The sequence below is a fragment of the Flavobacterium panacis genome, from assembly GCF_024649945.1.
GTDB lineage: Bacteria > Bacteroidota > Bacteroidia > Flavobacteriales > Flavobacteriaceae > Flavobacterium > Flavobacterium panacis.
In genome coordinates, this window is the sequence record NZ_JANKMS010000001.1 from 313,106 (window position 1) to 326,141 (window position 13,036).

The 13,036-nt window shown below is 34.3% G+C and carries 10 protein-coding genes; 5 read left to right on the forward strand and 5 right to left on the reverse strand.

The features are described from left to right. Positions 1-30 precede the first annotated feature (30 nt). On the reverse strand, positions 31-2,817 hold the full coding sequence (locus NQQ59_RS01515) for an nSTAND3 domain-containing NTPase (RefSeq protein WP_144213013.1): 2,787 nt from the start codon (positions 2,815-2,817) through the stop codon (positions 31-33). Between the two features lie 378 nt (positions 2,818-3,195). On the opposite strand from NQQ59_RS01515, the gene NQQ59_RS25305 reads away from it, so the two are divergent. After that, the gene (locus NQQ59_RS25305; protein WP_186296543.1) at positions 3,196-3,990 is read left to right on the forward strand and encodes a DUF2726 domain-containing protein; all 795 of its coding nucleotides are present in this window, start codon (positions 3,196-3,198) and stop codon (positions 3,988-3,990) included. A gap of 46 nt (positions 3,991-4,036) precedes the next feature. Here NQQ59_RS25305 and NQQ59_RS01525 read toward each other — a convergent pair whose 3' ends face one another. The 4 genes from NQQ59_RS01525 to NQQ59_RS01540 form a co-directional block, all read right to left on the reverse strand. After that, the gene (locus NQQ59_RS01525) at positions 4,037-5,218 is read right to left on the reverse strand and encodes a HEPN-associated N-terminal domain-containing protein (RefSeq protein WP_144213017.1); all 1,182 of its coding nucleotides are present in this window, start codon (positions 5,216-5,218) and stop codon (positions 4,037-4,039) included. A 37-nt stretch (positions 5,219-5,255) separates the two neighbouring features. After that, positions 5,256-6,824, reverse strand: a complete 1,569-nt coding sequence (locus NQQ59_RS01530) for a UvrD-helicase domain-containing protein (protein WP_144213019.1) — start codon at positions 6,822-6,824, stop codon at positions 5,256-5,258. Then, positions 6,821-8,707, reverse strand: coding sequence for an ATP-dependent nuclease (locus tag NQQ59_RS01535; RefSeq protein ID WP_144213021.1), 1,887 nt, complete (start codon positions 8,705-8,707; stop codon positions 6,821-6,823). The genes NQQ59_RS01530 and NQQ59_RS01535 overlap by 4 nt, the downstream gene beginning before the upstream one ends. A 65-nt stretch (positions 8,708-8,772) precedes the next feature. Beyond that, positions 8,773-9,909, reverse strand: a complete 1,137-nt coding sequence (locus NQQ59_RS01540; RefSeq protein WP_144213023.1) for a DUF6236 family protein — start codon at positions 9,907-9,909, stop codon at positions 8,773-8,775. Positions 9,910-10,387: 478 nt separating this feature from the next. Between NQQ59_RS01540 and NQQ59_RS01545 the strand changes: the two genes are divergently transcribed. The 4 genes from NQQ59_RS01545 to NQQ59_RS01560 are packed head-to-tail and all read left to right on the forward strand — an operon-like array spanning position 10,388 to position 12,893. Beyond that, positions 10,388-10,780, forward strand: a complete 393-nt coding sequence (locus tag NQQ59_RS01545; protein WP_144213025.1) for a single-stranded DNA-binding protein — start codon at positions 10,388-10,390, stop codon at positions 10,778-10,780. A 39-nt stretch (positions 10,781-10,819) separates the two neighbouring features. Beyond that, the gene (locus NQQ59_RS01550) at positions 10,820-11,182 is read left to right on the forward strand and encodes a DUF7222 domain-containing protein (RefSeq protein ID WP_144213027.1); all 363 of its coding nucleotides are present in this window, start codon (positions 10,820-10,822) and stop codon (positions 11,180-11,182) included. Between the two features lie 23 nt (positions 11,183-11,205). Then, on the forward strand, positions 11,206-11,592 hold the full coding sequence (locus NQQ59_RS01555) for a PcfK-like family protein (RefSeq protein WP_144213029.1): 387 nt from the start codon (positions 11,206-11,208) through the stop codon (positions 11,590-11,592). Then, the gene (locus tag NQQ59_RS01560; protein ID WP_144213031.1) at positions 11,589-12,893 is read left to right on the forward strand and encodes a PcfJ domain-containing protein; all 1,305 of its coding nucleotides are present in this window, start codon (positions 11,589-11,591) and stop codon (positions 12,891-12,893) included. The genes NQQ59_RS01555 and NQQ59_RS01560 overlap by 4 nt, the downstream gene beginning before the upstream one ends. Positions 12,894-13,036 lie beyond the last annotated feature (143 nt).

Here is a 13,036-nt window from a genome sequence, read left to right on the forward strand (position 1 = left end):
ATTAATTAAACTACTTCAAAAAACCTAAAATTAATCCCCTTCCTCTACCTCATCTTTTAAACTGATAAGCCATTTTTCCATCAAATAATCCTTTCCACTCTCTTCAGCAGCCAATATTTTCGATTTTACACTATATTTAATCTTGTCAATTTTACTGCGCTGCTCGGGAATGACTTTATTTAATCTTGTACAGCTTTCCTCCCCTAGTTCTCTGTCTAAATTGCAGAAAGCCTCTAATATGTTTTCATGATCCTGTTCCTCTGTAAATTTCATCATAACATTTTCTACCATTGGCTGCAAAGCTATGGCATATTCTTTTTTTACTGCATCACTTCCGTATCCCAGTTGAAACAATAAAATTCGGAATTCGTGAAGATTTGTTTCATAATGTTTTTCAGTATTGCTTACAATTTTATTTAAATCTAGTCCATCAACAAAATCTCGGCTGAAGCTGTTTTCTGTGTAGTTGCATAATATTGAAAGGCTAAGTACACTTCCCCAGTATCTAGGTGTAGCTTGTTCAAAATCTTTCTGGAATCTAATAATGTCAATAAATCCTAATATCTTATTAATTTTTGTTTCATAAAAAATCAATTCAGGTAAGCCTCTTATAAATAGTTCGGGAAACTGAACTTCTTGTAGACTGCATCTTTTAATCTGCAAGCTTATGATGTCAATAAAATAATCAAATTCACTTTTTTTGATGTTTCCAATATATCTTCGATAAAAAGAGATTACTTCATAAATTGTAGAAATTTTCCCTTTTTCATTTCTTTCTATTATTCTTTGAAAATCAGCAAAACTAAATTTGCTTTGAAAATTTATCACCCATTCTAAATGACCTCCAGCTAAAGTGTCAAATAGCCAAGATAAATTATCAAATGCTTCGATATCTGAATCTTTAATATGTCCTGCGAACTTATCAGAATCTATCTTATCCATAATTGGCTTAATAATTTCCGGGCAATGATACTTTAATGTAGTACCAATCTCTCTAAAATAGTACAGCATATTCTTGTCACCTGTATCAATCAAATCAGCAATTTGATCAGCTCTGTCTTTAAAAACTTCATTAGCAATTTTATGATGCCCTGGCAATGCTACAGTATGAAGATGTCTGGCAAGAACTGCTAATATCGGCAGACCATGCTTAATGGTTTCAGCTGTCAAACTTTTCCATTGAACAATAGTTAAAGAAGATGACCATCTTTTTGCATAATCATTGGCTTTGCCGCTTTTAAGCCAAGACCAGAGAATCATTATTTCCTTTGCGTTTACAAGATCTTTGAATACTTCATCCAGCAACTCACTGGCATCGTTTCTATTCATCAAATAAGCAGTCTCAATAAATGCATTGGAAAACTCACGATGCACTGTTTTGTATCTCCCCCTGCTTTCAACCAATATCCTTTTTTTACATAATTCATCCAACTTCTCTCTCAGCCATTCTTTTGCCGGTGCTGCATTCTTTTTTAAGATACTGTTTCTATGATATAACGCAATTATTTCATCAATATCTGAGCCCTCTTCAACTTTTGCTATCTGTTTAATGGAAATATAAAGTACAATTAAATCAAACCTGTCTTTCGATTGAAGTTCTCTATATTCTTTATTTACTTTTGTAAGTCCGCCTCCCAGCATATAAATAAACTGCCACACCGAATCGGTACTTTTAGCATACTTTTCTGCTATTCTATTTAAACGGTGATCAAAAACACTATAACCTATTCTTTCTCCACTATGATCATTCACCTCATTTTTATCTAAATAGCTGATAATTTCAGTTTCAGATTTCAAAATTGATTTGATGACTTCATCGCAGATTACAGGCCAGCTGATATGCTCAACACTATTAGGGAAATGCTGTTCTAAATTTCCTTCACTGAAAAAAGATTCCCTAGTATTTACAACAATTATTTTTTGATTTTTATTTGCAAACTGTAAAATACTTTCAATCTGAGCTACTTTAAGTTTGGTATTAGCATCATCAATAATCAATACAAGTTTCTTTTGCGCAAGACTTAGAAACTGTATAATCTCTTTAGCAATTTCAATGCTCGATTTATCTGAAACAACATATTTAAATACAACTGCATCCTCTATCTGTCCAGCTATCCCTTTTGCAAGAGTAGTTTTTCCGCTGCCAGAACCGCCAGCAAGTATAAGACTGTTCTCCTTTTCAATAGTTTTTAAGCAACGCTCAGACAGATCCCCTTTTGCAAGCACTAAACAGACCGATCCAATGGGAGAAGAAAATGAAAAAATATCGGTAATGTTTCCCTTGACGGAATAATCTATTGTTTCAAATGCCCCAAAAGGAAATGAAATTCCCTTTGCCTTGTATTCTTGTGCTATATTCCACAAGTTTTCCCAAGCCATTTTAACAGCCTTCTGTTCTTCAATAGTAATATTTTTTGTATGTACATTAGAATGGTCATTAGGGCAAACTAAAACCAGATTATCTTCATCATTATTCCTGCTTACATGATATTCATCCATATGGTGTATATGAAAAGGTCTTGTAGAAATACCGTCTGAACAATAGCAGCAGACCTCACCGCTTTTTAACAAAATAGCATCCAGTACCTCGGCAGCTATAGCATCCCTTTTAGTTTTACTATATATAAGATCTTTCTCTTCATTTGTAAAACCTGCCTGTAGAAGAGCCTGTTTACTCATAGGCTTTAAACTGCTAAGAGTTAATCCTTTTGAATCAATTTTTTGAATTAAATCTGTATCAAAACCAAGGCCTAAAAATTTTTTTTCCGAATCCCTTCTCATAATGTATTTATCATGTACTGTAAAGATAAAAATCATTTTTAAAGAACCAATTTATCGAGTAGATACTCCTCAAATAGCAGAATTGTATTTTCGAAAAAGTTTCATGCTGCTAAGCATTAAATGAGTAAATTGCAGAAATGACGGTATCAGTGCGATCCATAAACATAAATTCAGCAACACAATTGGAAATCTATTCAGAAGCCATTAAAAATCTTGATGATCAAAACTGGACAGATTTTGATCTTTAATATAAATTTGCACATCATTTATGCGGAAGAGCAGAGTTTAGAATATTTTATTCTAGCAGCTTTTTAAAATCATTTTGTATGATTGAGAAAATTTTAATTTAAAAATATAATGAGAGATCAGATACTGGCACTCCTACAGCATAAACAATTTGACAAAATAATTGAAGTGCTAAAAAACAATAAAACTTTCAATGAATTATTAGCAGATGATATATTCAAAACCGTTTTTTTTCAAAACTTTACTAACGAACTTTTTAGCCAGGAAAATTTACAAGTTAAATATCCTGCCTTTTTGCTTAATTGTCATGATTCAAATAATTATACTTTCAAATTAAATGAAACTGATGAAAAAAAAGTTTTACATTTTTTATTTGAAAAAACGGGACATATAAGTTATGCACAAAGACTCCCAAATTATGAACCTGCAATCGAGGTTGTCAAAGAAAATCAAATTAAATTGAAAACTGAATCAGAAAAAGGTTTAGCGTATGCACAAAAACAAAAAGATTTTCAAGTAGCTGAACAATATGCAGATAATGATCAAAGTATGATAAAATCAATATTTAATTCTCCTCAGGAAAAAGAATTTTATCTGGCTTGCAAACAAATTTTTACTTCATATTTAATTCTGCCAAATGTATCTTTAACTACAATATTTAATCAAAAAATAGTAAAAAAGAAGTTTCCCAATTACTTTGACTTCTATCTGAAATCTTCTGTTGACATTGTAATTGTAGATCAGGAAACTTTTTTACCAGTACTTTTTTTCGAACTAGATAGTAAGACTTTTCATGATGAAGATTCAAGAGGCAGAGATAATATTAAAAATGAACTTTTCAAAACATTGGGACATCATCTAATCAGAATCAGCAAGAGAACAGGAAAGGAAGGAATAAATGAATATCTTTCTCTCTTGGAAATAATAAAACGAGAGAAGGACATTCATAATATTTTCAAATAGATATAATTCATAGGTTGATTCTCTTCGAAATGATTTATTTTCAGAATCAAAGTATCTTATTTGTATTTAATTTGCTGAGATCAATATCTAATATTTCTAAACTCTCAGTATTATCAAAGAAAAGCACACATGCTTTTTTACCATTTTTTGAAGAAGGATAGATAATTCCATCAATTCTAATACTTCCTCTTAGTTTATCTGAAAAAGGAAATCTGAAATATTCTGTAATTACCTGAGTAGGTACATAATCAATATGAACTCTTCCATCCCTATCAATGGGAGCCATCAAATCTTTTACAAAGTCTTTGATGAAAGAAATTCTATAATGATCTTTTATTCTTCTTTGATCAAAAGGGCTTGGCATATTAGGAAGAGTAGATAAATCGACAATGTTTAGTTCTTTTTTTAAGATAAATTCAGCTGTTGTGAAAAATCTCATAACTGCATCGTTTTTATCTAGAGTTTCTGCTAAAGCAGTTTCTATTTCAAAAGCGCCATAAAACATCGAAATACCAGCAGGACTCATTCTATTTGCATTTACAGCATATTCATCAGGTGGCGAAGTCATTCCTTCAGCGCTTTTAACAGAAACATCACCTTTTTTATGCTGTCTGCATCTGTATAATTTTGTTCCCGCGGGAATTGTCTTAATAAGCTTAAATTTTTTTATACTCTTTCCTATTTCTTTTAGAATATTATTAGAATCAATCAAATAATGTTCCGAATTCAAATCCCTTACCTGACCAAAAAAATAGCGCGACCTATTCTTTACCACCTGCTTAAAATAGTTCCAGCTGTATAAAAGTATATCAGATGGGCTCTCATAATAGTCCATTTCATTTGCCCATCCTTTGCTATAATCAAGAGAATCGAATATATCATCAAATAACACCCGTTCATCTATTTCAAGCTCAAAATGTTCCTGAAGGATTTCAGAACTATCATAGACATTTCCAAGATAGCCTCCCTCTCTTCCATTATAAGACATAAAATTTGCAGGATCAGTATAAAAGCCTTGAACTGCTTCCATCAGAAATATCATGAGGTCTTCCAGTGAGACGACCGAAGTGTTTTTATAGCAATATTCACAATATCCCCTGTCTGATGTTCTGCGGATAAAATTCTTTATGGCTTTTTCATTAAAATGATTAGCGCACACGCTTTTGTCCGGAACACCATTTAATCCTAAGTCTTCAAAACGCATAGCTTCATCCATGGCTCCACTCATAATCTATTTTTATAACTATTTAATTTAGCAAATCGAACTATTCGATTAACTGTACATTTAAGGATTTTAATTTTTGTAGAGTAGATGCTGAAACTTCTTCTAAACAGCCCAGACATAAAAACCGTTCTGCACGGCTGAAGGCAACATAACCCAATCGGGGATAATCAGTCGTTTCGCTATCTCTTTTTGATTCTCTTATCTCTCTCTTAGTCTCTATCCATAATAATAATTCTTCTTCCGTTTTGGCTATTGCCAAAACTGCTTCTGCTTCGAGTCCTTTGATGGTGTGTATATTGCATAATGTGACGACATTTCCAACATTGTTACTATTAAAATCAAATTTTAGATTTTCAATTTTAACTGGGAGCCCTGCTACCATATCAAGATTTAGTTCCTCCTTAATGAATATTGCAAAAGTATTTTCATTAGTGATCCTGCCAGATCTTATGGCCTTTAAAATAGCAATGGAGTATTTTCTAAGTGTATAAATATCAGTTTTATAACGATCATAAAACTCCGTTGGATTCATCCTAATTGTAGAAAGTAGTGCATCTTGAACAGCTTTTATCGGTGATACTCCCGTTTCTTTCTTCGGGTTCATAAAATGATTATTTACTGCCGCTGCAATACGTTTTATAACGTCATTCTTTTTTGCCAGTATACAACGTTGGGAAATGGCTATTTCCAAAGCATCGCATTTAGCATAAAATTCTTCAATCATTGGTTTGACGTTACCCCATTTAGCAGTAAAAACAACCTCTTCTCCTACTTCTGCTTCAGTTTTTCCTAATCTGCATGCTGCTACTTGCTTAAACGTGTTAGATTTGAACTGCCTTGCATTAAACTCATTAAGAAAAGATACTATTTTTTGAGTTGATCTGAAATTCTTGTCATTAATTTCCACATCATATTTACTGCTCTTTGCTGCTTTTAATATCGGAATATTTTCAAACGTTTTTATAGATGAATCAAAACTCTGAATATACTGCTCAGGGTCCCCAACGCAATAAATTTTAGTTCTCTGCTGTTTTCTAATACCTTCAACAATAGTAAAAACATCATTGCCTGAATCTTGAAATTCATCAACAAACAAATATTGAAGACGATTGCTAAGAGCCCTTATTACATTTTTATTAGTAACGCAGTCTTTAGAAATTGACAATGTTTGGTCAAATGTTATAAATCCATTCTTATTCAGTTTAGTAAGTATCTTTTTCTTTATAATCGCCTTTTGTTGTGGAGTTTTTGCCCGATCTTCCTTTGATTTTAGGCTTTGAACTTTTAAATATACATCTTCAAGACCGCACTGTAAAAATAATTTTTCTCTGCCTACATCCTCGTTCCCAAAAACTGCAAAAGGCATGACAATAAATTTATTCAAAAAGGAATGCATCGTCCCTATAAATAAATTTTCAGGGATACTGATTCGTTTGGATAATCTTAAATAAATATTATTGGCTGCTGCATTGGTGTAAGTGATTACCACGCAGTAACGTGCTGGTGATAGCTCCGGCAGCGAATCCATTATTGAGGACACCATATTATGTGTTTTTCCTGCTCCGGGTCCTGCAATGATTAATTTTGCATTTTTATTTTGAACGCTCATTCCGCAAATAAATCTAATCCATCAATTATATACTTCGGAACAACAAATCCATCTGTTGGATTCTCAGAATCAGTCAGGTTAAGCATTAAAGAATATGCAAACTCGGATTTGTAGTCTTCGATAAGAGCAAAAAAATCATTGGTATCAATTGCATTCTTTCCTAGCTTAGTTACATAGGCTTTTCCTGAATTTGGTCTGACCTCCTTCAGAACTTTAAGCAGGATATCGCGTCCCTTGCCTTTCAAATTTGCATTAATTACATCCTTTTCAAATGTTGTATCATCAGTAATTCCAACTTTGATTTGAGAAGTGCCTTTGTATTTAAATGCCAAGTTATCTGCACGGTCTTTTGTTTTAGTATCGGAATCTTTATCGGTTAGCACTAGACATTTTTGAAAAAAACCATTTTTGATAATTTCAAGAAAGTAACTAAATGCAAGGCCATTAACATTTACCACACAGCAGCTTGATTTTTCTGTTGAGTGTTTAAATATCCGTTCAAAAAAGACAGGAACTAAAAGTTTTTCAGATATACCTTCCACAAGTATTATTTTTCTAGAATAAAAAATATTCGTATTTACTGCATCAAGATATTTATTAAGGTACTTAATTTGTTTCTTGCCTAAAGCATTTTGACTAAATCCATCTAATATATAATGGGATTCAATCTTATCTCCATCTTTATATAAAACTACGGTATTTTCAAAATTAATCTTTGTTGTTATATGTGTAGAATGAGAGGTTATTAGTAGCTGAATGTCTTTTCTGAAATCTTTGCTGCCTTCATTTTTTATTAAAGATTCTATATTATGGGCCAAATGATCCTGTAGGTTTGGATGCAGATGCGACTCCGGTTCTTCAAGACCAACCACTCTGAAATAAGAACTATGCCCGCGTGTTACATCCTCAACATAGGATAGAACTAAAGAAATAAATAACAGATTATTTCTTCCCGTTCCATTCCTTTCAATCTTTATAGGATTATCTCCATAAATAAGACTAATTTTTTTTAACAGGTCAGATACATCAGGAAGTGAAAAAATTAAATCTACAAGATTTGATGTTTCATCTGTTGCCAAAGAAATTTTATCCAGCTGGACCGAAATCCCGTTCTTTATTTCCTGCAGCGTTTCATTATCATTTATAGCTTGCTGCAATCCTACCAATTGTCCTTTAAGATCTTGGTATTTTTCTTCTTCTTTCGAATTCAATATTCTAAAAAGCAGTCTGCTGTTATGGCTGGCTACTAGTTCTGTACATGCATCTCGTAAGGCATCCAGTAATTCAAATTTTAACTGATTAAGATGATAAATATTAGCATTGGAGCTGCTGTTGCCTCCACCGTAAATGGTATAGAAATACTTGGAAATTGGAAAATTGATCAAATCCAGCTTGGCACTGGGAAGCAGTGCGTCATAAACGTCCTGTGAATGTTCTTCAATAAATTTTGTAATGAAATCTCTCTGTCGCTGGAGATCTTCCAGTTTATCAAATCGAGGACCAGGAGCAAATCTGTAAGTTAGCGTTATCTCGGTAAAATCAGCGTTGCTGTACCAGTCTCCAACTACCGATTCCTGATCTTCGTCCCAGTCAGTTAATGTGGCTTCAATAAATATCTCAGGAAATATAATTTCATTCAGCGGGATATCAAAATTTAAAATATCTGTTTTGAACTTATAAATTGCTCCATAGTTAAAATCAGCAACTTCTAAAACACGGCGTTTATTATATGACACATCTTGTCCCAAGATAAGTCCAATACTGTCTAAAAGATTTGATTTTCCGATATTGTTCTCCCCAATAATTAAAGTCAACGGTTTTAAATCTATTTCGAATTCACGGAATGTTCTGTAATTTTTAATAACAAGTTTTGAAATATACATCGAAAGAATTATTGTTTAATTATTTTATAAATTAGCACATCATTTTTTTGCCGACTCTTAAATGACTACCATTTTCGAATTCCTTTAACAGTGTCATTTACTCTGGTAAGAATATCACCTCCTGAAAGTTCGGATTTTAAATTTAAGAGATAAGATTTTGGATTTTGCTTTAGCCCCAATTTGTCTTTCCTTACTGAATTTGCAGCAGATACCATTCCGAATATAATTCCTCCCGCTGTAACAAAAGGTTTTGCTTCTTCGGAAACATATTCTGTCAATGATGCAATTGTGGTTGGCAGCGAAATACTTAAAAACTTACTGGCAGTCTCTATTTTGTTTAGACTATAGAGCTCTTCTAAATTTTTAGTCTCCTTTAAAATGATTTTTGAATGCTGATTTAGCGCATCTTCTAAAGCACTGCCGTTATCAAGGTCGGTTATTGAATTCGACAAATTTGAAATTTCATTAAAAAATGCTGTTCTTTCTTCATCATATTTACTACGGATATTGAGAATTTTATCCAAGGGAACATCATTGATATTTTTAGGCACAACTGTTTCGATAAGCAGATTTCCTAACTTATATTCAAACTGGCTCTTATAATCAGAATTAATTGGTGATTCAAAATAAAGAGAAGTTGAAAACGATTGTTCAACATCAGTAACAATTGGGAGTGATTTATTCTTAGAAATGCTTTTTGCAAAATAAGTCATATAAAGCATTCCAATCTCACTATCTATTCTCACCCAATCTTCCCATTGACTCTGACCTGGAACAGCAACACCTATCTCAAATAAATACTCTTTTAGCTGTCGATCTATTTTTTGGACATGAATATAAGTCCCGCTTGACTGCACGATATCTGAAAAAAAACTTTTTCTGTTACGATAATTCATGTCATAATCTCTGCGTTCTCTGTGTCTCCGAAAAAACCTGTCATTAAAAAAAGCATCCGATTCAAGAATCGGCCTTAGTTCCTGACTGAAGCTATGAAATGCTTCTGATGTGTCCCAAATCTCAGGTCGATAGTCCTTAATAAATTTAGATTCATTTTTTATTGTAATGATATCTTCACTGTCTGAAGGTTCAACAGAATCAGGTACTATTCGTGAAATATTGTCCCAAAACAGTAAAGCATGCTTAATCCAGTTTTTGTTTGTCAGGTTAATGTGAGGGTAATAAAGTGCATGTCCGAAACTCATATTTTCTTATTTATAGATTGGTTAGTTGAATGTTCTGGATTCTGTCTGGATCTAACTTATTTAAGGCTTTAAAGAATTAATCTTTAATTATTTTTTTTAATACGATCGCAATTAATACCAAACCTACAAAATGGTACTAATCTTCTTTTACGGTTTTCCATAAACGCATATTGAAATGGCAAATTAATTCTTTAAGATATAAATGGACACAGTATAAATACCTGTTTTAAATAGTAAATAATATCATTTTCATTCGAAACGGCATAAAAAGGCAGCCAAGATAGTGCCCGCCGTATGCTGCATGCGCATAATGGCGCCGCTTTCGCTTGCCACCCTTCGGGACTTATAGCACTCCGCATCCTCATAACCGGTCACTTGATTCTTGCTTTCTTTTTTCCCGTTTTTTCTTTTGAAAACAATTTTTGGGAGTGCAGGGAGAAAGAAATTTTAAATAACAGTAACGCTAAAATTTAAAATCATGGAAATCACAGGACGTATTACAAAAGATGCTCTAGCCCGTAAAGTGGGAAATGAAAAACAGGTCGTTAACTTCTCCATTGCCATCAATGACAGCTACAAGCCAAAAGGAAGCACCGAGTACAAACAGATTACAACTTTTATCGACTGCTCCTATTGGCTGAATGCAAAACTAGCCGATTGGCTTAAAAAAGGGACTCTTGTTCAGCTCTTCGGACGTGTCGGGATTAGTACCTATATCGGTCACGATGGCTCGGCTATGGGGTCTTTGACCTTTCACATCAACAGCCTTAAGATTTTGGCTTTTGCCAAAAAAGAGGATGGGTCTGCGGGCGCTGTTATCACGCCTAAAAAACAAAACCAGTCCGACGATCCCGATGACCTGCCTTTTTAAGAGTTCGGATTGTATTTATAAACGCCAAAAAATCACATTATGAAAGCCTTGGACAAAAACGAGTATTCGGACTACGATGTAAGCCGTGTATTTAACGAAATCATTTTAAGCCATTTGGAAGGCTATAACGGAAAGAAAAAACAGCAGTTGAAGTCTTTCCTTGAAGACTTGGCTCGTGGTGGCTGTATCAGCGGTATGATAGGGGAATTTATCTATCATAATGACTGCAAAGCTTTTTACATCAAACATCTTGAAGATTTGGAAGGGATTAAGGATGAATTGGAAGAAGCATTTGGAGAGCCTGTAGCCAACCGCTACAAACTGCCCCACTACACTTTTTTATGCTGGCTCTGCTTTGAGGAATACTGCTACGGCATTTACAGAGATGTCTTTGAACAATAGCTATTAATGAAACTTTTCCCATTATGAAACCATCAGAGAACTTTAAAACCGCTATAGAGAATTATCTCAACACTACTGCACAGAAAGATACTGTTTTTGCCCGAAGCCTTGCCAAAGAAACCAAAAACATCGAAAGCTGTTTTAATTACATTTTTGGCGAGGTAAAAAAAACAGGATTGTGCGCCTTTGACAATCAGGAAATCTTTGACATGGCAATGAAATACTATACCGATGATTCCATCGGCATTCCTGCCCCTGTAGCATGCAGGGCTGTAGTGCAGTCCCCTGCCAAAGCAGACCTTTTCTCTCAGCCTGAAATACCCTCGTTGTCAAGTAAAAGCGAAACCATACCTCAAGTAAAACAGGAAGTTAAACTCGTGCAGACCGCCTTAACACTTTTTGACCTATGATACCCAAAACCAGCATCGAAAAACAGCTTACAGCACTAAGCGCTTCACTTGCTCCGATAACGTGCGAAGTTGAAGCTTGGGCTGAAAAAAATATTTTTCTGGATTGGGCTGTTCTGTCAAGAGGAAAATTCTACTGCCTGCAGTGTGCGCACTCTTGGAAACCCTCAGACAGCGAATCCTGCTGTAAATTCATCAATTGCGCCCACTGTAAAGCAAAACTTAAAATGCAGGCGTGTAATCAAGTACATTTCAAAGAAATAGAATATTTTGCCATATTGGAAACCTGTGCTGGATATCAGGTTGTTAGGATAATAATCGCATACAAACACATGAAGAAAAATTTTATGCCGACTTACTTCTGTAAAGAAGTGATGCAGCATTGGATAAGCCAAAAAGGGGAAGTCCGCAGTTTTTCAATAGGCACTAATGTATTTTCAAATACGATAGATGCTTGGAAATTCTATTCCCCCCTTGAAATCAAACCAAAGGATTTCTTTCGAAATGCCAAATATTACATCAATCCCTTCAAAGTTTATCCAAAGGTAAAAGTGCTTCCGCTTTTGAAAAGGAACGGTTTCAAAAACTCGGTATACAATATTGCCCCGCACCTGCTCTTTTCATCCCTGCTGACCGATCCCACAGCAGAAACCCTGCTAAAGGCAAAACAGCAGAACCTCCTGCAGTATTATCTTGGTGCTTCACGTCAGCGTGTTAAACACAATTGGCAGGCAGTCAAAACTGTAATCAGAAAAAATTATAAAATCACTGATGTGCAGATTTGGGAAGATTATCTCGAACTGCTCCGATATTTCAAAAAAGACCTGTCCTGTCCTGCTTATGTCTGTCCCGAAAATCTCAGCATGGCGCACGACCATTTGGTGCAGAAAAAAAGGGAACTGCTCAGAAAGAAAAAACTGCAGGATCTGCGCCTTGAAATCGAAAAAGCGCAGAAAAGGTACGCAAGTGATAAAAAACGTTTTTTTGGACTGTTTTTCAAGGAAAAGGAACTTAGTATCTCTGTAATTGAAAACGTTAAGGATTTCATGCAGGAGGGCGACGATTTAGGGCATTGTGTTTTTACCAATGAATACTATGACAGAAAAGATTCCCTGATACTGTCGGCTAAGATGGCTGAAAAATCAGTTGAAACCATTGAAGTATCACTAAGCCGTATGGAGATCCTGCAATGCAGGGGCATGAAAAACAATGCTTCCAAGCACCACAAACGTATTCTGAGCCTGATGTCTAAAAATCTGTATCAGATTAAAGCCAGGATGAAACAAAAGCAGAAGAAAGTCTAAAGTATAACAAAGCCGGTATCTATGCCGGCTTTTTTGTGGCGGCGCAGACACTTCAAGGTTTTGGATGCTGTCTTAAATACAGGCATTGTTTTTGAAATTCAAACCTTTACCTGCTTAAAAATATAATCATAAAATTGCTGTGC

Excerpts from the sequence above, each read along its gene's own strand:
- NQQ59_RS01515 (WP_144213013.1), bottom strand. The coding sequence starts at position 2,817 with ATGATTTTTATCTTTACAGTACATGATAAATACATTATGAGAAGGGAT.
- NQQ59_RS01525 (WP_144213017.1), bottom strand. The coding sequence starts at position 5,218 with ATGAGTGGAGCCATGGATGAAGCTATGCGTTTTGAAGACTTAGGATTA.
- NQQ59_RS01530 (WP_144213019.1), bottom strand. The coding sequence starts at position 6,824 with ATGAGCGTTCAAAATAAAAATGCAAAATTAATCATTGCAGGACCCGGA.
- NQQ59_RS01535 (WP_144213021.1), bottom strand. The coding sequence starts at position 8,707 with ATGTATATTTCAAAACTTGTTATTAAAAATTACAGAACATTCCGTGAA.
- NQQ59_RS01540 (WP_144213023.1), bottom strand. The coding sequence starts at position 9,909 with ATGAGTTTCGGACATGCACTTTATTACCCTCACATTAACCTGACAAAC.
- NQQ59_RS01545 (WP_144213025.1), top strand. The coding sequence starts at position 10,388 with ATGGAAATCACAGGACGTATTACAAAAGATGCTCTAGCCCGTAAAGTG.
- NQQ59_RS01550 (WP_144213027.1), top strand. The coding sequence starts at position 10,820 with ATGAAAGCCTTGGACAAAAACGAGTATTCGGACTACGATGTAAGCCGT.
- NQQ59_RS01555 (WP_144213029.1), top strand. The coding sequence starts at position 11,206 with ATGAAACCATCAGAGAACTTTAAAACCGCTATAGAGAATTATCTCAAC.
- NQQ59_RS01560 (WP_144213031.1), top strand. The coding sequence starts at position 11,589 with ATGATACCCAAAACCAGCATCGAAAAACAGCTTACAGCACTAAGCGCT.